The following is a 19953-nucleotide window of genomic DNA, read 5'->3' on the forward strand; positions in this document are numbered from 1 at the left end:
CCGTCAGTGACCCCTGTCATCCTTTGCGCAGCCGGGCGATCGAGCAACCTGAAGGACCATTCGCTCCACCCGCCGCTGGCCGCCATCGCTCCGGGTGCTCCTCTGGCCGGTGGACCGGCTGGTCCGGGAACTCACCGTGGTGTTATGAAGGGTGCATGGGCGTATTGCCCCTGCGGATGCGGGGGGCGTTCGCTGGGCGCCCGCCTGATCGCCGGTTGTCCTTGCTCAGCCTGCGCAGTGTCGCCGGGCAGGTCTTCCTTCTGCAGGTCGTGACCGTGGTCCTGCTGGTGGCGACCGCGGTGACCGTCCAAGTGGTCGAGTCGGCGTACGCATCCCTGCGGCAGGGGCGCCGGGCGTCGGTCGTCGCGGCTCAGACCTTCGCGAACGCCCCCGGGGTCGCGCAGGCGCTGCGTAGCACGAACCCGACCGCGGTGCTGCAGCCGCGCACCGAAGCGGCCCGCAAGAGGGCGGGCGTGGACTTCATCGTCGTCATGAACACCCACGGGATCCGCTACACGTACCCCTACCCGACAGAGATCGGCAAAAGGTTCGTCGGCAACATCCGACCGGCGTTGCACGGCCACGTCACCGTCGAGCAGGCGGGCGGGCCGCCTGTGCCGGCGGGCAGGGGAACGTACGTCCAGGCCGTGGTCCCCGTGTTCGACGAGCACGGTGCGGTGGCGGGTCTGGTGTCCGCCGGGATGACGGTCAGGGGGGTGACGAGACGGTGGCTCTCGCATATTCCGATCATCGTCGGCAGCGGTGCGGTGACCCTGGCCCTGGCCGCGGCCGGGGCGGTGCTGGTGTCGCGGCGGCTGCGGAGGCAGACCCATGGCGTGGGGCCGGCGGAGATGACGCGGATGTACGAGCACCATGACGCCGTCCTGCACGCGGTACGGGAGGGAGTGCTGATCACCGATGCGGATGGGCGGTTGGTGCTGGTCAACGATGAGGCGCAGCGGTTGCTGGGTCTGCCGGAGGACGCGCAGGGCCGGGATGTGCGGGACTTGGGGCTGCCGGAGCAGATGACGCGGTTGCTGGCCTGCGACGAGCCGGTGACCGACGAGGTGCATCGAGCGCAGGACCGCCTGCTGTCGGTGAACAAGCGGTCGGCGTTCCCCGGCAGGGCGGAGGGCGGCAGCGTGGTGACGCTGCGGGACACCACGGAACTGGCGGCGGTGTTGGAGCGGGCGCAGGTGACCCGGGAGCGCCTGAAGCTCCTGTACGAGGCGGGAGTCAGGATCGGGACGACCTTGAATGTGACCGGTGAGGCGCGGGAACTCGCCGAAGTCGCCGCGGCGGGATTCGCCGACCTCGTCATGGTGGATCTGATCGATGCGGTGCTGCGGGGAGAGGAGCCGACTGCGGGACGATCGCGGCGACTGCGGCGGGTCGCGATCGCCGGTGAGCGGCGGATCACGCCCATGTGGCCGGTGGGCGAGCGGGTCTGGTTCTCATCGGCCGCGCCGCAGAACCGCGCGTTGGAGCAGGGGCACGGGGTGCTGCAGGCGGACCTGCGGCAGGCCCGGGGGTGGCGGGAGGAGTCCCCGGAGCGCGCCGACGAGGCGCTCGGGCAGGGGTTGCGCTCGCTGGTGGCCGTGCCGTTGCAGGCGCGCGGTGTCGCGCTGGGCGTGGCCAGCTTCTACCGGGTGCAGGAGACCCCGGCGTTCGACAACGAGGATCTGTTGCTGGCCGAGGAGCTGACCACGCGGGCCGCGATGGCCATCGACAACGCCCGGCGCTTCACCCGGGAGCACGCCATGGCGGTCACGCTGCAGCGCAGCCTGCTGCCGCGCAGGCAGCCCGAACAGGACGCGCTGGAGGTGGCCTGGCGGTACCTGCCCGCGGAGGCGGGGGTCGGCGGGGACTGGTTCGATCTCATCCCCCTGCCGGGGGCGCGAGTGGCACTGGCGATCGGCGACGTCGTCGGTCACGGACTGCACGCGGCGGTGACGATGGCGCGGCTGCGCACCGCGGCGCACAACTTCGCCGCGCTGGACCTGCCGGTGGAGGACGTCCTGTGGCACCTGGACGAGCTGGTCGCCCGCATGGACGGGGACGAGGCGACCGGATCCCACCCCGAAGGACCCGGCGGAGAGGGAGTGACCGGAGCCACGTGCCTGTACGGGGTCTACGACCCGGTCGCGGGTACCTGCACGTTCGCCAGCGCCGGGCATCCCGGCCCCGCGGTCGTCCACCCGGACTCGACGGTCACCTATCCGGACGTGCCGGTCTCGCCTCCGCTCGGACTCGGCGGCTACCCCTTCGAGGCCACCGAGTTGCGCCTGCCGGAGTCCGCCTGCCTGGTGCTGTACACCGACGGGCTCATCGCGGACCGCACCCGCGACATCGACGCCGGGCTCGAGGACCTGCGCCGCACGCTGCGGCACACCGACGGACGCACCCCCGAAGAGACCTGTGAGGCGGTGATCGACGCCATCGCCCCGACCCACCGCGCCGACGACATCGCCCTGCTCGTCGCCCGAACCCGGCTGTTCCCGCGCTCACACGTCGCCGAGTGGGACGTCCCGGCCGACGCCGCCGCGGTCCCCTCCATCCGGGCACGCTGCGCGGAGAAGACCCGGGAATGGGGGCTGGAGCGCGTCACCTTCACCACCGAGCTCATCGTCAGCGAGCTCGTCACGAACGCGATCCGGTACACGGCACCGCCGATCACGCTGCGGCTGCTCTACGGACGCTGCCTGACCTGCGAGGTCTCCGACGCCAGCAGCACCGCGCCGCGACTGCGGCGCGCAGCGACCACCGACGAAGGCGGCCGCGGCCTGTTCCTCGTCGCGCAGCTCTCCGAACGCTGGGGAACCCGCTACACCGCCGATGGCAAGGTCATCTGGGCCGACCAGGACCTCGGCCACGAGCCGACCACCGACGAGGGCCTGGCCGACGTCCTGCTCCGGCAGTTCGACGCTCCCCTACTCTGAACGCCGTCCGACCGCGTCCGGCCGTCGTCAGACGACCAGCCCCCGGCCGGTGATCAAGGGGAGGTCGAGGGCGGTGAGCAGGCCCGGAGCGGCCTGGACGACGGCCGGGACGGCGTTCACGAGGCGCATCGCCGTGGCCTTCAGGCCGGCGGTGTTGTGGTCGCCGTCGGTGCCGAGAAGTTGCAGGTCGACGGTGTAGTTCGGCTCGCCGCGCACCTCGACGCGGTAGCAGCCCCTGCCCGCCGGCTGCGGCCAGTCGGGGGCGAGGTCGTCGCGCAGCCGGGTGACGTGTTCGAGCACGACGACCGGGCGGCCATCGCGCATGCCGCGCAGTTCGAAGCGCAGCGCGGCGGCGGTGCCCTTCTCGATCCGCCCGGCCTTGACGTCGAACGCCTCCGGGGCGGGCAGGCGGATGTGCCACTCCTCCACACCGTCCAGTTCGACGTCGAGCCCGGCGGCCAGCTGGCGGACGACGCTGCCCCAGGCGAGGGACAGGACGCCCGGCTGCAGCAGCATCGGCACGTCGTCGATCGGGCGGCCGAAGCCCATGATGTCGAACAGCACCGTGCCCTGGTCGTACGTCGCGTAGTTGAGGATTTCGAGGCAGCGGACCTCGGTGATGCGCTCACTGATGCTCGTGACGGTCAGCGGCAGCCAGTCGTTGGCGAAGCCGGGATCGACGCCGTTCACCCAGATGGAGACGCCGCCGTCGAGAGCGGCCCGCCGGATCGGCGAGCCCATCGCCTCGTCGGGGAACTGCAGGAAGACCGGGCTGGACGAGACGACGTTCACGCCCGCGCGCAGGATGCGCTGCAGGTCGTCGAGGGCCTCGCCGAGCCGTACGTCGGCCATGGAGGTGTGGACGACGCAGTCGGGCCGGAGCGCGAGGACGGCGTCGGCGTCGTTCGTCGCGGTCACGCCGAGCGGGTCCAGGCCGGCAAGCTCTCCGGCGTCCTTGCCCACCTTGGCGGGGTTGGAGACCCAGACTCCCGCGAGTTCGAGGTCGGGGCGGGCGTTGATGCCGATCAGGGCGTTGCGGCCCACGTTTCCGGTGCCCCACAGCACCACGCGGTACGTCATCCGGCCAACTCCTTCTTCTACAGGTCGGGCAGGCCGAGGTCCAGAGTCGGCTGGTCGGTGCCGCCGTCGACCTCGAGGACGCGGCCGGTGACGAACATTCCCGCGGGCGAGGCGAGATAGACCACGGTCGCGGCGATGTCCTCGGGGTCGCCGATCCGGCGGAGCGGGGTGTTGTCCTCCACGGCCGTCCGCAGTTCGTCGTTGCCGGTCACGATCTCCAGGGCGGACGTGGCGACCGCGCCGGCGGCGATCGCGTTGACGCGGATGCGCGGCGCGAGGTCGCGCGCCGCGAGCCGGGTGTAGTGGGCCAGCGCCGCCTTGGCCGTGCCGTACGCGAGGAAGCCGCGGCCGCTGATGCGGCCCATGACCGAGGAGATGTTGACGACCGCGCCGCGGGTCATGTGCGGTACGGCCGCGCGGGTCAGGGCGTGCGCGATGCCGACGTTGAAGTGGAAGGCCTCGGCCAGGAACTCGTCCGTCGTGTCGAGGAACGCCCGCGGGTACGTGCCGCCGACGTTGTTGACCACCACGTCGATCCGGCCGAACGCCTCGACCGCCGTCGCGGCCAGGCCGGCGGCCGCCGTCAGGTCGGTCAGGTCGGCGGGCACGACGACCGCCCGTCGCCCGGCGTCCTCGATCTCGCGCGCGACCGCGCGGAGCTGGTCCTCGCTGCGAGCGGAGATGAGCACGTCGGCGCCCGCCTCGGCGAGGGCGACCGCGGTCGCGGCCCCGATCCCGCGCCCGGCGCCGGTCACGATCGCGGCCCGGTCGGTCAGTCGGAAACGGTCGAGGATCATGAAGCGAGCCTAGGCAGAAACTAGAACCCGTTTCAATAGCCGCAGAATTTGCCGGCTTCGGCTGATCAGTACCGCGAGCCGCGGGAGGTCAGCTCGGTCAGGTGCTCCACGAGGAGGTCGCGGAAGGCGCGGGAGTCGCGGAGGTCCGTCCCGAACACCTCGGTGACCGCCAGGAGTGCGTCGACCACCTCATCCGGCCGGCCCGCGCGAGACACGGTCGCGCGCAGGTGGCCGGCGAGCGGGTCGTCGAGTTCGTCCGCGGTCTGGACGTGCCGCATCCACGCCGCGACGGCCAGCGCCGCCCAACGGGGCTCGGCGCCGGCCGCGAGGCGGTCGCGTACGACGCCGAGCAGCCGCTGCGGGAGCTTCTGCGAGCCGTCCATCGCGATCTGCGCGGTACGGTGCCTCAGCGCCGGGTTCGCGAACCGGGTCAGCAGCGACGCCTTGTACTCCTCCAGGTCGAACCCGTCCGGCACGGCGAGGGTCGGGGTGGCGTCCTCGTCCATGTAGCGGCGCACGACCTCGCCCAGCACGTCCACCGCCTCGGAGACGTACGCGAACCGCGAACCGAGATAGGCGAGCATCGAGTGGGAGCCGTTGAGCAGCCGGAGCTTCATCAGCTCGTACGGGGCGACGTCGCCGGTGAGGATCGCGCCGGCCTCGTCCCAGGCAGGGCGTCCCGCGGCGAAGGAGTCTTCGATCACCCACTGGGTGAACGGCTCGGTGACGACGACGCCGTGGTCACGAACGCCGAGCAGGCGTTCGGCCTCGTCCAGGTCGGCCGCCGTGGTCGCGGGCACGATCCGGTCCACCATCGTCGAGGGGAACGCCGTGTCACAGGTGATCTTCACGCCCGCCCGCTCGGCGTACTCCTCGACCAGGCCGCGCAGCGTCGCGCCGTTGGAGGACAGGTTGTCGCAGCACAGGACCGTCACGGGGGCCTCACGCCGGGACAGGCCCCGGACGAGCCGGCCGATCACCGTACGCGGCTCGCGGCCGGCGAGGTCCAGGCGGATCTCCGGGTCATCGATCCGCAGCCGCCCGGTGGCGGGGTCGTGCCGGTAGCCCTTCTCCGTCACGGTCAGCGAGACGATCCGCACGGCCGGATCGGCGATGCGGTCGACGGTCGCGTCGCCGGTGAGCACCTCCCGTACGGCGCCGATGATCCTCGCCGACGCGCCGTCGGGGCCGCGTTCGAGCACGCTGTACAGCCCGTCCTGCGGTGCCAACTGGTCGACGACGGTCGCGCTGCGCTGGGTGATCCCGCAGATCCCCCAGCCGTCGCCGGCGTCCTCGGTGTAGACCGCCTGGTGCGCCCGGTGGAACGCTCCGATGCCCAGGTGCACGATCCCCACCGACGACGGCACCCGCCGCGGCCGGGTCGTCAGTGACAGCCGCAAGGCGTCCTCCCGTTGTTCGGTACTCACATCACGGCCCCGATCTGCCAGGGCGCGAAGTCGTCGTCGCCGGAGCCGAGCTCCTCGCCCGCCGTCCGGCGGCCCGAGGCGACCTCCAGGATCAGCCGGAACAGCCGCTCGCCCGTCACCGACGCGTCGGACAGGTCGAGGTCCAGGTCCTCGGGCATCGCCCGGTAGGCCGCGCCGGTCGCGGCGAGGTTCAGGCCGGGCACGGGACGGCAGCCGCCGGCGGGCCCGTCTCCCGTCGTGACGCACATGACGGTCGCGCCGCCCGCCACCTGCCCGGTCGCGGAGACCTCGGCCCGCCCCGGCGTGTCCATGAAGACGAGCCCGCGCTCGGCAACGGGCTCGGCGTACTCGTGCACCGCGGTCAGCGGCGACGTGCCGCCCCTGGCCGCCGCCCGCTCCGGCGCGTCCGGCGCGGGCGCGGCGTACCTCTCCCACCAGCGGAACCGCTCGGCCAGCCGCCCGGCGACCTCCGGGGAGACCGCACGGCTCGCGAGGAGCCGCTCGGCACCGTACAGCTGCGGCGTCCCTGCCAGGATCGCGGTGCCGCCGTGCCGTATGAGCAGGTCGGCGGCCGCGCCGAGCGTGGCGTTCCCGTGCCCGCCCGTGCCGGTGTCGGCCAGGCCGACGACGAGCTCCGACGCCGGGACCGGGACCCGCTCGACGCGGTCCGCCTCGGGCAGCAGGTCGCGGATCAGCTCGACGCCGTGGCGCACGGTCGCCGCCGTGCCGCCCATCCCCTGAATCGTCATCGTCGGCGTGCCCTCCGGCAGGTCGAACCCGGTGAGCTGCGCCACCTCGCAGCCGAGGCCGACCACGAGAAGGGCGGCGAAGTTCGGATGCCGGGCGTAGCCGTTCAGGGTGCGCCGCAGGAGCCGGATGCCGTCGCCGTCGGCGGCCATCCCGCACCCGGTGTCGTGCGTGAGCGCGACGACGCCGTCCACGTTCGGGAACCGCTCCGCGGGGGCCGCCGACCGGCTCGCGATCATCTTCGCGACCGTCGCGGAGCAGTTCACCGACGTGAGGACGCCGATGTGGTTGCGGGTGCCGACCCGGCCGTCCGGGCGGACGATGCCCTGGAAGAACGCGGGTTCCCCCGGTCCGGCACCGGCCCGCGCCGTCGTCGCGTTCTCACGCCGCACCTTCATCCCGTCAGCCGTTCTGCACCCAGGCGTGCTCGGGGTCCAGGTACGGGATCATCTGCCGGCCCTGACCGGCCATGACCCACAGGTAGCAGAGCCGGTAACCCGGCGCGGCGACGACCGGGTGGTAACCGGCCGGGATCGCCGCCACGTCGCCGTCGCGGACGGTGAAGCACTCCTCGCCCTCGCCGTCGTACCGGATCTGCACCCCGAAGCCGTTCTCCGGATCCAGCTTGAACAGGTAGACCTCCTCGAGCTTGACCTCGCGCGGCGGCTCGTGGGTGTCGTGCTTGTGCGGCGGGTAGCTCGACCAGTTCCCCGGCGGGTTGATCGTCTCGCCGAGCAGCAGCCGGCCGGCGCTGTCGCCGGGGCCGAGGATCGTCCGGACCGTACGGGACCAGTTGCCCTCGCCGCGCTCGGCGATCTCCTGGTCGTCCGGGCCGATGATCCGCGCCTCGCCGGGCGTACCGTCGCCGAGCGGCGCGGTCGCGATGACGATCTGCGCCGGCCCGCCGGTCGCGCGGAACGTCAGCCGGTGTCCCGGCGGGGCGTACACCGTGTGTCCGGGCCCGTCGAACACACCGCCGCGGCCGCCGGCCGTGCCCAGCCCGTCGACGTCGACGACGCCCGAGAGGACGACCGCGGCGACCTCCTCGTCGCGGGTCAGCTCCAGGGTCTCGCCCTGGGCCAGGTCGGCCAGGTCGAGGCCGATCAGCTCGGTGTCCTTGCCCGGGGTCAGCAGGGTCTTCAATCTCTCTCCTTGATCTGGGTGACCAGCTGGGTGGGGTTGACGAAACGCAGTGCCGCGACGAGCAGCACCAGCATGGACAGGGTGTAGATGACCGCCATCGCGTCGGTCTCCTGCTGCGCGCGGATGCCCGCGGCCGAGACCGAGTAGTACAGCGCGACGACGAGGGTCTGGCTGTCGGCCCCCGCGGTGAGGAACGTCAGCTCGAACATCCCCACCGTACGCACGAGCACGAGGATCGCGGCGGCCAGCATGCCGGGGATCAGCAGCGGGCCGAGGATCCGCGTGAAGATGACCCGGGTCTTGGCGCCGCACATGCGGGCCGCCGCCTCGATCTTCGGGTCGATCTGCTCGATGAACGGCGTCATGACGAGGATGACGAACGGCACCGCCGGCACGAGGTTGGCCAGGATCACGCCGCTGAGCCTCCCGGCCAGGTGGAACTTGTACAGCACGGTCGCCAGCGGCACGCCGTACGTGATCGGCGGGATGAGGATCGGCAGCAGGAACGCCACCATCAGCACCCGCTTGCCGGGGAAGTTGCGGCGGGCCAGCGCGTACGCGGCCGGGACGCCGACCAGGACGGAGACGACGACCACGGCGAGCGCGACCTCCAGCGTCACGGTGAGGACGCCGCTGAGGTCGAACTCCTTCCACGTCGCGCCGTACCAGTGGGTGGTCCAGCCCTTCGGCAGCCAGCCGCCGAACCACTTGCGGCCGAAGGAGTTCACGACGACCGCGCCGACCACGCCGAGCAGGATCAGCAGGAAGAAGACGACGGAACCCCAGACGATCCAGGCTCCCGGTCGCAGCGCGATCTTTCTCGGTGCCTTCTCCTCTGCGGCGGGAGGCGCCTCTGCGAGTGTGGTCATCCCTTGCCTCCCGTCGCTCCTCGATACAGACGGGCGCGCCAGCCGAGGACGAGGCCGATCACGATCAGCTCGACGGCACCCATGATCATCGCGATGGCCGAGGCCATGGAGTAGTCGTACTGCTCGAACGCGGCGTGGAAGGCGGCGATCGAGATCACCCGGGTCTGCCGCGCGGGCTCACCGACCATGATCGCCGAGGGGAACACCGAGAACGCCAGCACGAACGACAGACAGAACGTGATGGCCAGGCCCGGCGCCAGCAGCGGCAGCGTGATGTGCCGGAACCGCTGCCACCAGCCCGCCCCGAGCGTCGCGGCCGCCCGCTCCAATGTCGGGTCGATCCCGGTCAGGTACGACAGGGTCAGCAGGAAGGCGAACGGGAACCCGGTGATGACCAGCGAGAAGACGACGCCCCAGTAGTTGTGCGTCAGGCGCACCGGGTGGTCGACGATCCCGAGGTCCAGCAGGATCCGGTTGAGCCAGCCCGTGGGCCCCATGAAGGCCAGCAGGCCCTCGGCGGTGAGCACCGTGCCCAGCGTGATCGGCACGACGAGGATCGTGGTGACGGCCCGCTTGCCGCGGAACCTCCCGCGCATCCGGTAGGCGATCGGCACCGAGGCCAGCACGTTGAACAGCGCGGCCGGCAGGCCGATCTTCAGCGTCGTCCAGATCGTGTTCCGCAGGTACGGGTCGGAGAAGAACAGCCGGTAGTCCGCGAACGGCCCGGTGCCGTACTTGTTCGCCGCATCCGAGCCCGCCTGCGGCTGGAAGGACAGCTGCAGGCCGTACACGAACGGGTAGATGAACAGCGCGACGACGAAGACCACCGCGGGCAGCAGGAGCAGCAGCGTACGGTCGACGCCGCGCTCGGCGAGCCGGTGCCGCAGCGAGATCCGCGGCCGCGCGGCGACCGGTGCCGCCGCCACCTAGGCCACCTCCTCGGGCGCGGCCGGGCTCTCCGCGGCGAACACCAGCACCCGCTCCGGCGGCACCGACACCGTCACCCGGTCGCCGGGCGCCAGCCGCGCGTCGGCGCGCAGGTGCAGGTCGAAACCGTCATCGGTACGGGCCTGGATCGCCTGCTCGCGGCCCTGGTACTCCACGACCTCGACGGTGACCTCGGTGGCGTTCGGACCGTCGCCGACGGTGAAGTCCTCGGGCCGGATCGCCGCGACCGCCCGCGCGCCGAGGTCGTCGCGCCGGACGCCGGTGAGCCCGCCGCCGAGCCCGTCGAGCACTACCGTCTTCTCGTTGACCTGGGAGACGGGCAGGTCCAGCTCGTTGCGGTAGCCCATGAAGCCGGCGACGAACCGGTTGGCCGGCTCGGTGTAGACCTCCTCCGGCGAGCCGATCTGCTGCACCCTGCCCTGGCGGAGCAGGACGAGGCGGTCGGCGAGGGAGAGCGCCTCCTCCTGGTCGTGGGTGACGTAGATCGTGGTCAGCCCGAGCGTCTGGTGGATGCGCTTGATCTCGGTGCGCATCTCCAGCCGCAGTTTGGCGTCGAGGTTCGACAGCGGCTCGTCCATCAGGACGAGCGGCGGTTCGAGGACGATCGCGCGGGCGATCGCGACGCGCTGCTGCTGACCGCCGGACAGCTGGCCGGGGAACTTGTCCGCGTGCTCCCCCAGTTGCACGAGCCTGATCGCCTCGTCCACCCGGCGCCGCGCGTCGGCCTTGGGGACCTTGGCCATGCGCAGGCCGAAGCCGATGTTCGAGCGCACCGACATGTGCGGGAACAGCGCGTAGTTCTGGAAGACCATCCCGAAGCCGCGCTGCTCGGGCTGCAGGCCGTCGATCCTGCGGTCGTCCAGCGTGATCGTGCCGCCGGTCAGCGGCAGCAGACCGGCCAGGCAGTTGAGCGCGGTCGACTTCCCGCAGCCCGACGGGCCGAGCAGGGCGACGAACTCCCCGCCGGTGATCGTCAGGTCGAGCCCGTCGAGGGCGCGCACGCCCCCGAACTCGCGGCAGACCTTGTCGAGCCGCAGCTCGGAGATCTTGGTCGACGAACGGCTCATTTGTGGACCTTCCCGCCGCCGACGGTCCGGTCCCACTGGTCGAACGCCGTGACCTGCTCCTTGGCGGGCAGCGACGTCTCCTTCGGGAACTGGGCGATCCACTTGTCGTACTCCGGCCGCCCGAACTGCTGGATGACCTGCTGCGACTTGGCCGGCGCCATGGAGATCGTCACGCCGTTCACGGCCGGGCCGGGGTAGAAGTAGCCGGTGTCGTACGCCTTGGCCTGCTGCTGCGGGGTGAGCATCCACTTGATCAGCTGGAGGTCCGCGGAGAGGACGTCGGCGGAGACGCCGCGCGGGATCGTGGCGTACTGCGCGTCGGTCACCCAGTGCATGCCCTTGAGGTAAGTGACCTTGTCACCGGCCGGCACCTGGCCGAGCGCACGCGGGTTGATGTCCCAGCCGGTCGTGGTGGCGATCACGTCGACGGACCCGTTGGCCAGGTTGCTCATGGTCTCGGAGGTCTTGGACGGGTAGTAGTCGACGTACTTGCCGAGCTCCGACAGGTAGTTCCAGGTCTTGGACCAGCCCGCCGTCGGGTCCTTGGGGTTCGAGTCGCCGAGGAGGTACGGCAGGCCCATGAGGAAGGTACGGCCGGGGCCGGAGTTGGCGGGCCGGGCGTACTGGAACTTCTTCGGGTGCGCCTTCGCCCAGGCGAGCAGCTCGTCCGTCGTCGTCGGCGGGTTGGGGACCGTCTTCGGGTTGTACTCCAGGAGCGGGCCGGACGGGTAGTACACGAGCTCGACGCCGTGCCCCTGCGCCAGCTCCTGCATCTTCGCGGCCGGTTCGAGGTAGTTCGCGCTCCCGATGCGGCCGTTGTAGTCGTCGGTCTTGACCCACAGGTTCTGGTCGACGCCCGCGGACAGGCCGTCGGTGCCGGTGAGGACGAGGCCGATCTGCACCTGGCCCGCGCTCTGCTGCGCCTTGATCTTGCCGGGCAGCTCCGGCGCGGTCGCCTTCGTGTAGGTGACCTTCTTGATCACCTTGGGGTGCGTCTTGACGAACTCGTCGATCATGCCCTGGGTGAGCTGCAGGTTGCCCGCGACGTCGATGATGTTGAGGGTCACCGGGCTCTTCGGGTTGTCGGGCACCTTGTCCGGCGTCAGGTCCTTGGCCCCGCCCCCCGAGTTCGGTGAACCGCACGCGCTCACCGCGAGGACGAACGCCGCCGCGAGGCACCAGGTCTTAGCGCGCATCAGGGATCTTCCTTCCGGTCACGATCGGGCGGGGACCGTGGTCGAGGCCCGCACGATCAGCTGACAATCAAGGTCCCGGCGGAGATCCCCCGCGTCGGCGCCGGAGACGGTCAGGAGGTTCACGAGCAGGTCGACGGCCGCGCGACCGGCGCGTTCGTTCTGCATGGCGACGGTGGTCAGCGGCGGAGTGGCCATGCCCGCCATCGGGATATCGTCGAAGCCGACGACGCTCATCTCCTCGGGCACCGCCACGCCCCGGTCGGCCAGCCGGGACATCACCCCCAGCGCCAGCAGGTCGTTGAAGGCGATGAGCGCGGTGACGCCCTCGGCGATCACGAGGTCGGCCGCGTGCGGCCCGCCCTCGAAGCGCGGGGCGAACGGCCCCAGCTCCACGATCTCCATCGCGTACCGGGCGGCCTGGCGCAGGCCGCGCCGTCGCTCCCGGTTGGACCACGACGCCTTCGGGCCGTTCAGGTACGCGACCCGGCGGTGCCCGAGTGCGGCGAGGTGATCGATGGCCTGGCGCATTCCGGCCGCCGGCCCCATCAGGACCGCCGGGTTGCCGCGTACCTGGCGGTTGATGAAGACCAGCGAGGTCGTCCCCACCACCCGGTCGAGCTGGCTCGGGGTCATCCGCGACGAGCAGAGGATGACCCCGTCGACCTGCTTGGCCATGGCCTGGACGAGGGCCATCTCCTCGGCGGGATTCTCGTCGCAGTCCGCGAGGAAGACGGCGTAGTCCGCCTCACGTGCCCGGGCCTGCACGCCCTTCAGCACGGTGGGGAAGAACGGGTTGGACAGGTCGGGGACGATCACGCCGAAGTTGCCGGTCTTGCCGGTGATCAGTCCCCGGGCGGCGCGGTTCGGGCGGTAGCCGAGCCGTTCCGCGGTCTGGAGCACGTGCTGCCGGGTCTCCTCCTTGACCAGGTCAGGAACGGTGAACGCCCGGGACACTGTCGATACCGAGACTCGCGCCTCTCGGGCGACGTCCTGGATGGTCACCGGCACCGCGACTCCTCAGGGGTCGGTTCGGATGCATGAAACTATGCAAACGTTTGCAGAGAGGGTCAATGTAACGTGCCGGGCATAAAGCCCTAACCTGAGCGTTGACCTGGCCGGTGAGCGGTCGGTGGCCGGTGAGCAGGGCCCGGTCAGTGACCCGTGAGCAGTGCCCGGGTGTTGTCCCAGCCCTCAAGGCCGGGATCGAGGAGAGCGACGTCGGCGGGCGTGCGCAGCCGGTGCCAGCCGGGCGCGGAGCGTACGGCGCCCTGCGTGCCGGCGGCCCTGCGCAGCCGGGCGGGCGCGTCGGCGGTGTCCAGGTCGATCCCGGACAGCCAGGCGGGCGCGGGGAGCCGGGCCGCGAGCGCGACCAGCCCGCCGCCCGCCGCCGGACAGACGGCGACCTGCCCACTGCCGAGGGCGCGGAAGAGCTTGCCGAGGAGCAGGGCCGGCAGGTCCGGCGCGTCGGGCGCGACGACGGCCGCGTGCTCGGCGCCCAGCTCGTGGAGCGCGTGCAGCAGCGCGTCGAGCCCCGCGACCCGGAGCACGGGCGTGCCCGGCCAGGTGACGGCCTCGGCGTCGGGGTCGGGGGCGGGCAGCGCGAGCACCGGGGTGACGAACTCCAGCCCGGCCACCACCTCGTACGTGTCCTCGAGGAGGGCCAGCCGGTATTCGTCGGGGTCGGTGCCGGGCGGCGCCGCCGTTCCCGTACCGGCCAGGACGGCGGCGAACCGGCGCGTCACCTCGCGGAGTCCCCGTCCAGCAGCGAATCCGCCTCCAGCAACGGGCTCCCGTCCAGCAGCGGGTCGCCGTCCCGGCCCGGCAGGTCGCCGGCACCGGCGGGCCGCTCGCGCGGCTGGTCGCCGTCCGTCAGCGGCAGCCCGGCGGTCGCGGCCACGCCCTCGAGATAGCCGCGGGCCCGCTCGGTCCGCGGATAACGGTTGACCAGCTCCCAGAACGGCGGCCCGTGACCGGGGACGATCAGATGGGTGAGCTCGTGCATGAGGACGTAGTCGACGACCCAGCCCGGCATCCCGCGCAACTGCGTGGACAGCCGGATCGTGCCGTCGTCGGGAGTACACGAGCCCCAGCGGCTGCGCTGGTTGGTCACCCAGCGGACACTGGCCGGCGCGGCCCGGCCGCCGAGGTAGCGCCGCGACAGCTCCCGCGCGCGGTCGTAGAGCACGTCGTCGCTCGGATGCCTGCGCCGCTCGCGAGCGGCCAGGCGCTCGAGGACCGTGTCGATCCACTCGCGCTCTTCGGCGGCGCTCAGCCCGGCGGGCACCATCACCACCGTCTTGTCGCCGTCTCGGCGGGCGGTGACCGTCCGCCGGCGCCGGGCGCTGCGACGCACCTCTATCTCGCCTGTGGGGGGCACGGTAAGCACCGTACCGAAAACTTTGGTTTCTCCACAGGGGGTGAGTTGCGTTTTCGCTGGTAGAGACGGCGCTATTTCGCACGTCCCCAGGACTGTCCACATGCTTTGCGCAGGTTATCCACAGGACCGGCGTGTCCCGGCAGGTAGCCTGTTGCCCCAGACGCCCGGCGTTCAGGAGGCGGGCTACGGCCGCAGCCGACGTGAGAAGCACCCACTCACCCGCTTACGCTGGTCACTACCCCCTTGCGGATGACCGGCGCGGAAGGTCGCGCCAGCCGCTCCACCGGGCAGTGTGGCACCCGCCGCGTGCCTCACCGAGATTAGGGTGACGTGCGGAACCGGCAGGCACGCCGCCTCGCGGATGATGTTGTGCTGGCTGCTGCTGAGAGCAGGTACTCATTGACTTCTCCCCCAGCCGAAGCAGGGGGATTCAACCCTCGCGGGTTGAGCTTTCTGCTTCACAGCCCGTTGCCGACCCGGATCACCGGCGAGGGACGGAGTGCCGCCCATCGGTCTTACACAAGCTCCACAGACGTGACTTCCCGCCAGCCCGGCGGTAGGCCCGGCGGGCTTGGTTATCGCCCACCGGAAGAGTCAAACTACCATCTGTCATCGAAGGTGCGCACAGGGATACGGAAATCCGTCGAGGTGGTTCTCCCGCCTTCGCCCTGCTACGTAGGAGCCCGATCCTCCCCGCCCAAAAGCGGGGGTCTCCTCGGAGGTATCTGATGAGCGATCTCCCCCGCCGCGCTGTGACGCGGACCGCCAAGCTGGCCTCCCTCCCCATCGGCTTCGCCGGACGCACCGCCCTCGGTGTCGGGAAGCGCACCTTTGGCAGGCCCGCCGAGCTCGTCGCGACCGAGATCCAGCAGCGCACCGCCGAGCAGCTGTTCAAGGTGCTCGGCGAGCTGAAGGGCGGCGCGATGAAGGTCGGCCAGATGCTGTCGATCTTCGAGGCCGCGCTGCCGCCCGAGGTCGCCGGGCCGTACCGCGCCACGCTGACCAGGCTGCAGGAGGCCGCCCCGCCGCTGCCCGCCGCGACGGTGCACAAGGTGCTGGCCGAGGGCCTGGGCGCGGACTGGCGCGACCACTTCGCCGAGTTCGACGACCGGCCGGCCGCGGCGGCCTCGATCGGCCAGGTCCACAAGGCCGTCTGGCACGACGGCCGCACCGTGGCCGTCAAGGTCCAGTACCCGGGCGCGGGCAAGGCGCTGCTCAGCGACTTCAACCAGATGGCCCGCCTGAGCAAGCTGTTCGCGGTCCTCGCGCCGGGCCTGGACGTCAAGACGATGCTGGCCGAGCTGAGGCGGCGCATCGCCGAGGAGCTCGACTACACGATCGAGGCCGAGTCGCAGGCCACCTTCGCCGAGGCGTACGCCGACGACCCCGACTTCGTCATCCCGGACGTCGTCGCCCAGTCCGGGCACGTCCTCGTGACCGAGTGGATCGACGGCACCCCGCTGTCGGCGATCATCAGCGACGGCACGCAGGAGGAGCGCGACCACGCGGGGCTGCTCTACTGCCGGTTCCTGTTCTCCGGGCCGGCGCGCTGCGGCCTGCTGCACGCCGACCCGCACCCCGGCAACTTCCGGCTGCTCGACGACGGCCGGCTCGGCGTCATCGACTTCGGCGCCGTCGACCGGCTGCCCGGCGGCTTCCACCGGCGCATCGGCGTCCTCATGCGGATCGGCACGATGGGCGACGTCGACCAGATCATGAAGGCGCTGCGCGAGGAGGACTTCATCCGCGAGGGCGTCGAGGTCGACCCCGACTCGCTGTACGCCTTCATCGGCCCGATCGCCGAGCCGCTCGTCGAGGAGACCTTCAAGTTCAGCCGGGAGTGGCTGCGCCAAGAGGCCGCCCGGGTCACCGACCTGCGCCCGACCAACGTCGTACGGCAGCTCAACCTGCCACCGTCGTACGTGCTGATCCACCGCGTGGTGGCCGCCGGCACCGGCGTGCTGTGCCAGCTCGAGGCCGAGGGCCGGTTCCGTGACGAGGCGCTGACCTGGGTGCCCGGCTTCGCCGACGACGACCCGGAGTTCGACGACTACGACGACCTCGCCGAGGACGAGGTGCCCGGTGACGACGAAGAGATCGCGAGCTGACCGCGCTCCTACCAGTACACGGGGTCCAGCCGGCCTTCGATGGACCGGATGTTCTCCCGGCTGCAACGGTCGCACAAGTGGACCGTTCCCCGATCGGTGATCTCGGTCATCCAGCCCAGCGGCGCCTCGGCGGTGACTCCACACGATGAACAGCTGACCATCCCCGCGCCCCCTCCATCCGACTCCCCCACAGCATCCCTGATCCCCAGGACGCGCGGAAGCCGAACGCGCCGTCCGAGAGCCACGCCACACGATCCCCTCGAGGATCAGGAACGGCGGCGGGCCGCGGCCGGTGACCGCCGGGTTCAGAGGGGACCGACGCCGGTCGGTTCCCCGGCGCCGGTTCAGAGGTGGCCGACGCCCGTCAGCTCCTCGGCCGCCGCCCAGAGCCGGCGGCCGAGGGACGCATCGGCCGCCTCCCGGTCGCCGGTGAACGTGCTGGACGTCGCGCTCATGACCGACCTGCGGGATCTGCTGACCGCGTTGCGCGACGACCGATCGGTGCGGGTGATCGTGTTCGACAGTGCCGATCCGGAGTTCTTCATCGCGCACGTCGACATGGCCTTCACGCCGGACTCGCTGGCCGGGCTCGCGGCCGCCGCCCCGGAGGGGGTGAACGTCTTCCAGGCCGTCGGGGAGATGCTGCGTCACCAGCCGCAGGTGACCATCGTCAAGCTCGCCGGGAAGGCGCGCGGCGGCGGAGCGGAGTTCGTCGCGGCCGCGGACATGGCCTTCGCGGCGATCGGCCGCGCCGGGCTCGGCCAGATCGAGGCGCTCATGGGCATCGTCCCGGGTGGCGGAGGCACCCAGTACCTCGCCGCCAGGGTCGGGCGCAACCGCGCGTTGGAGGCGGTGCTCGGCGCCGAGTTGTTCGACGCGGAGCTCGCCGAGCGCTACGGCTGGATCAACCGGGCCCTGCCCGCCGGCGAACTGGACGCGTTCGTCGACCGGATCGCCCGTGACATCGCGGCCCTGCCGGAGGGCGTGATCGCCGCGGCCAAGCACGCGATCGTCCCCGACGACCTGGCCGCGGGCCTGGTACGGGAGGACGGCGCCTGGGCCGGCCTCATCTCCCGTCCCGTGGCGGGGCGGTTGATCGGCGGCGGCCTGGCCGCGGGCGCCCAGACCCGCGACGGCGAACGCGATCTGGAGGCCCTGATGCGGAACCTGGCCGGGTAGAGCCCGTCGGAACGGTGACGGGCCGGTGAGGTGAGAACCCTTGGATGACGAGACGCTCGGGCGGGCACCCCGGGCGCCGCGTCTCCCCGAGCTCCCGGCCGAAGCCGGTCGCTCATCGTGTCGCGACTCGAACCCGCCGTCGTGCCGGGGCCCGTCCCCCTCGGGAGGCACGCCGGCGGTTCGCGTCAGCGCGTGGTCAGCAGGCGCCGGAGGCGGATCGCCGTCACCTCGGCGTCGCGCCGGGCCCGGCGCAGGGCGCGGACCTGGGCGGCGTCGCGGCGCGTGGCCGTCCGCTCGGCGTCCCGTATTCGTTCTTGGGACAGTTCAATGCTGAGCAAGCTCATCTCTCGCTCTTTCTCCATGTCGATGTGAAGTTCCAGGCGGTGCGTCATGCCGCCACCACGGCGGCGTCCTTGCGGGGGCGACCCCGCGGCCGCTTCCGGGGAACGACGACGCCCCGTACGAACAGCTCCCCGCCCCAGACGCCCCAGGGCTCCCGGCGCTCCTTGGCCCCGGCGAGGCAGGAGCGCCGGACCGGGCACTCGGCGCACAGCGCCTTGGCCAGCTCGACGTCCTGCGGCGACTCGGCGAAGAAAAGCTCAGGCTCGGTCCGGCAGGGAAGATCCAGGTTCTCGCTGATCGCGGTCAGCGCGAGTCCCACGGTCTCCACCCCTTTCTTGATGTGGTCTCGTTGGCTCGGACGGTCTGGCCAAACAAAAAGGCCGCGGTTCCCGGGTCGGGATCCGCGGCCTGGAGGCCTGCTCGGAGCTATTGCTCCGGTGGTCTCCAGGGGTACGGACCCACTCCGGCGCGCTTCTCAGCAGCGCCCTTGACCTGGGCATTCGTCTGGGTAGCCGGGAACATCCCAAGGACATGCCACGTCCGCAGATCGATGCCGCCGGGGCGCACACGTCCGCCTTCGACGGACGCATAGCGGGACTCGAGGCTCGACAGGGACGCGGCGGCAACGGTGGAACCGCTAGCGGACACCATCACCGGACGCGCGCAGGCGGCCGCCCAGGTCGAAGGAATCAGTGTTTTCCTCACCGGACCGCCACCTCCACTCATCCGATCGGGGCTCCGCGGTGCGGAGCCGTTCAAGTGCTCGCGAGAAGCGTACGATCGCCCGCAGGATCGGGGCAACGTATTTTCTACCTGCGACTTCTTATTTTTTCTCGTTCCGTCTCCGCGGCCACTCCGCGTTGCCGGGCGGCCTCGTAGAGGAAGACCGTCGCGGCGGACGCGGCGTTGAGCGAACTCGCCGCCCCGACGATCGGAATCCGCACGATCTCGTCACAGGCCGCCGTCCAGGCGCCGCTCATCCCGCGGGTCTCGTTGCCGATGACGAGCAGGGCCGGGCCGCGCAGGTCGCTGTCACCGACGTCCACGGTGCCGGTCTCGTCCGTCCCGACGACGCGCAGCCGGTTCTCCCGCGCCCAGTCGACGACCTGGCGGGGCGCCGGTACCCGGAGGACCGGCAGGGCGAACAGCGACCCGGTGCTGGCCCGTACCGACTTCGGGTCGTACGGGTCGGCGGCGTGCCCGGTCACGATGACCCCCGAGGCCCCGAAGGCGTCGGCGGAGCGGACGACCGTGCCGATGTTGCCCGGTTCGGCGGCCCGGTCGAAGACGACGACGGGCCCGTCCGGCGTGATTCGCGCCAGGTCGTCCGGCGGCAGCGCGGCGACGGCCACCAGCTCGGCGTCCTCCTTGCCGGCCAGCTCGTCCAGCAGTTCCGGCGCCATGGCGACCCGCTCGGCCGCCGTCTCGTCCAGCACGCCCTGCGCCCAGGACGACAGGCGCCGCCCGTGCGCGTACAGCAGGGAACGGATCGGCCGGCCGTGCTCGACGGCGAGCGTGATCGGCCGCACCCCCTGCACGAGGAACTCCCCCGACCGCTGGCGTTTGGTCCGGTTGGTGAGCAGCGCCGCCCACTGCTGAAAGCGCGCGTTCCGCGTAGTGATCCGCATCAGTCGGCAACCGTACGCCACGACGGCGCCGGCACCCCGCCTGGGGCGCGTCGATGAAAGGCGGTGAACAGCCGTTGACCGCGTCCCCACGGCGGCCTACCTTCCC

At 71.5% G+C, this 19953-nt stretch carries 18 protein-coding genes; 3 read left to right on the plus strand and 15 right to left on the minus strand.

Going from position 1 to position 19953, the window contains the following annotated elements; genetic code table 11:
- The first annotated feature begins 215 nt into the window (after positions 1–215).
- Positions 216–2939, plus strand: a complete 2724-nt coding sequence (locus NE234_RS41850; RefSeq protein WP_252786721.1) for a SpoIIE family protein phosphatase/ATP-binding protein — start codon at positions 216–218, stop codon at positions 2937–2939.
- Positions 2940–2966: 27 nt separating this feature from the next.
- Here NE234_RS41850 and NE234_RS41855 read toward each other — a convergent pair whose 3' ends face one another.
- The 12 genes from NE234_RS41855 to NE234_RS41910 form a co-directional block, all read right to left on the minus strand.
- The gene (locus NE234_RS41855; RefSeq protein WP_252786722.1) at positions 2967–4019 is read right to left on the minus strand and encodes an NAD(P)H-dependent amine dehydrogenase family protein; all 1053 of its coding nucleotides are present in this window, start codon (positions 4017–4019) and stop codon (positions 2967–2969) included.
- A gap of 17 nt (positions 4020–4036) precedes the next feature.
- The gene (locus NE234_RS41860; protein WP_252786723.1) at positions 4037–4816 is read right to left on the minus strand and encodes an SDR family oxidoreductase; all 780 of its coding nucleotides are present in this window, start codon (positions 4814–4816) and stop codon (positions 4037–4039) included.
- A gap of 65 nt (positions 4817–4881) precedes the next feature.
- Positions 4882–6216, minus strand: a complete 1335-nt coding sequence (locus NE234_RS41865) for a mannitol dehydrogenase family protein (RefSeq protein WP_252786724.1) — start codon at positions 6214–6216, stop codon at positions 4882–4884.
- A gap of 23 nt (positions 6217–6239) precedes the next feature.
- Entirely contained in the window at positions 6240–7388 is a 1149-nt protein-coding gene (locus NE234_RS41870) for a UxaA family hydrolase (protein WP_252786725.1), read from the minus strand.
- 4 nt (positions 7389–7392) lie between these two features.
- The gene (locus NE234_RS41875) at positions 7393–8133 is read right to left on the minus strand and encodes a 5-deoxy-glucuronate isomerase (RefSeq protein ID WP_252786726.1); all 741 of its coding nucleotides are present in this window, start codon (positions 8131–8133) and stop codon (positions 7393–7395) included.
- Positions 8130–9002 carry an ABC transporter permease gene (locus tag NE234_RS41880; RefSeq protein ID WP_252786727.1) on the minus strand — a complete coding sequence of 291 codons (873 nt, stop codon included), beginning with the start codon at positions 9000–9002 and terminating at the stop codon, positions 8130–8132. The genes NE234_RS41875 and NE234_RS41880 overlap by 4 nt, the downstream gene beginning before the upstream one ends.
- Positions 8999–9928, minus strand: a complete 930-nt coding sequence (locus tag NE234_RS41885; protein WP_252786728.1) for an ABC transporter permease — start codon at positions 9926–9928, stop codon at positions 8999–9001. The genes NE234_RS41880 and NE234_RS41885 overlap by 4 nt, the downstream gene beginning before the upstream one ends.
- Entirely contained in the window at positions 9929–11017 is a 1089-nt protein-coding gene (locus NE234_RS41890) for an ABC transporter ATP-binding protein (RefSeq protein ID WP_252786729.1), read from the minus strand.
- Positions 11014–12213: an extracellular solute-binding protein gene (locus NE234_RS41895; RefSeq protein ID WP_252786730.1), complete on the minus strand. Its 1200-nt coding sequence runs from the start codon at positions 12211–12213 to the stop codon at positions 11014–11016. The genes NE234_RS41890 and NE234_RS41895 overlap by 4 nt, the downstream gene beginning before the upstream one ends.
- Before the next feature lie 18 nt (positions 12214–12231).
- A complete protein-coding gene (locus tag NE234_RS41900) occupies positions 12232–13221 on the minus strand; it encodes a LacI family DNA-binding transcriptional regulator (RefSeq protein ID WP_252786731.1) in 990 nt (329 codons plus the stop codon).
- A 143-nt stretch (positions 13222–13364) separates the two neighbouring features.
- Positions 13365–13955 carry a glycosyltransferase family protein gene (locus tag NE234_RS41905; RefSeq protein WP_252786732.1) on the minus strand — a complete coding sequence of 197 codons (591 nt, stop codon included), beginning with the start codon at positions 13953–13955 and terminating at the stop codon, positions 13365–13367.
- Entirely contained in the window at positions 13952–14590 is a 639-nt protein-coding gene (locus tag NE234_RS41910; protein WP_252786733.1) for a M48 metallopeptidase family protein, read from the minus strand. Before NE234_RS41910 ends, NE234_RS41905 begins: the two co-directional genes overlap by 4 nt.
- Before the next feature lie 728 nt (positions 14591–15318).
- On the opposite strand from NE234_RS41910, the gene NE234_RS41915 reads away from it, so the two are divergent.
- On the plus strand, positions 15319–16698 hold the full coding sequence (locus tag NE234_RS41915; RefSeq protein ID WP_252786734.1) for an ABC1 kinase family protein: 1380 nt from the start codon (positions 15319–15321) through the stop codon (positions 16696–16698).
- Positions 16699–17151: 453 nt separating this feature from the next.
- The gene (locus tag NE234_RS41920) at positions 17152–17877 is read left to right on the plus strand and encodes an enoyl-CoA hydratase/isomerase family protein (protein WP_252786735.1); all 726 of its coding nucleotides are present in this window, start codon (positions 17152–17154) and stop codon (positions 17875–17877) included.
- Positions 17878–18062: 185 nt separating this feature from the next.
- Here NE234_RS41920 and NE234_RS41925 read toward each other — a convergent pair whose 3' ends face one another.
- From NE234_RS41925 to NE234_RS41935, 3 genes are all read right to left on the minus strand, one after another.
- Positions 18063–18221 carry a hypothetical protein gene (locus NE234_RS41925; protein ID WP_252786736.1) on the minus strand — a complete coding sequence of 53 codons (159 nt, stop codon included), beginning with the start codon at positions 18219–18221 and terminating at the stop codon, positions 18063–18065.
- Between the two features lie 44 nt (positions 18222–18265).
- Positions 18266–18538, minus strand: coding sequence for a WhiB family transcriptional regulator (locus NE234_RS41930; RefSeq protein ID WP_252786737.1), 273 nt, complete (start codon positions 18536–18538; stop codon positions 18266–18268).
- A gap of 490 nt (positions 18539–19028) precedes the next feature.
- A complete protein-coding gene (locus tag NE234_RS41935) occupies positions 19029–19847 on the minus strand; it encodes a TrmH family RNA methyltransferase (RefSeq protein WP_252786738.1) in 819 nt (272 codons plus the stop codon).
- Positions 19848–19953: the final 106 nt, after the last annotated feature.

The sequence above is a fragment of the Actinoallomurus rhizosphaericola genome, from assembly GCF_024055675.1.
In the GTDB taxonomy this organism is placed as follows: domain Bacteria; phylum Actinomycetota; class Actinomycetes; order Streptosporangiales; family Streptosporangiaceae; genus Actinoallomurus; species Actinoallomurus soli.

Bases quoted from the DNA above. Each gene is read 5' to 3' on its own strand.
- NE234_RS41855 (WP_252786722.1), bottom strand. From the start codon at position 4,019: ATGACGTACCGCGTGGTGCTGTGGGGCACCGGAAACGTGGGCCGCAAC.
- NE234_RS41860 (WP_252786723.1), bottom strand. From the start codon at position 4,816: ATGATCCTCGACCGTTTCCGACTGACCGACCGGGCCGCGATCGTGACC.
- NE234_RS41870 (WP_252786725.1), bottom strand. From the start codon at position 7,388: ATGAAGGTGCGGCGTGAGAACGCGACGACGGCGCGGGCCGGTGCCGGA.
- NE234_RS41880 (WP_252786727.1), bottom strand. From the start codon at position 9,002: ATGACCACACTCGCAGAGGCGCCTCCCGCCGCAGAGGAGAAGGCACCG.
- NE234_RS41890 (WP_252786729.1), bottom strand. From the start codon at position 11,017: ATGAGCCGTTCGTCGACCAAGATCTCCGAGCTGCGGCTCGACAAGGTC.
- NE234_RS41895 (WP_252786730.1), bottom strand. From the start codon at position 12,213: ATGCGCGCTAAGACCTGGTGCCTCGCGGCGGCGTTCGTCCTCGCGGTG.
- NE234_RS41915 (WP_252786734.1), top strand. From the start codon at position 15,319: ATGAGCGATCTCCCCCGCCGCGCTGTGACGCGGACCGCCAAGCTGGCC.
- NE234_RS41920 (WP_252786735.1), top strand. From the start codon at position 17,152: ATGACCGACCTGCGGGATCTGCTGACCGCGTTGCGCGACGACCGATCG.
- NE234_RS41925 (WP_252786736.1), bottom strand. From the start codon at position 18,221: ATGAGCTTGCTCAGCATTGAACTGTCCCAAGAACGAATACGGGACGCC.
- NE234_RS41935 (WP_252786738.1), bottom strand. From the start codon at position 19,847: ATGCGGATCACTACGCGGAACGCGCGCTTTCAGCAGTGGGCGGCGCTG.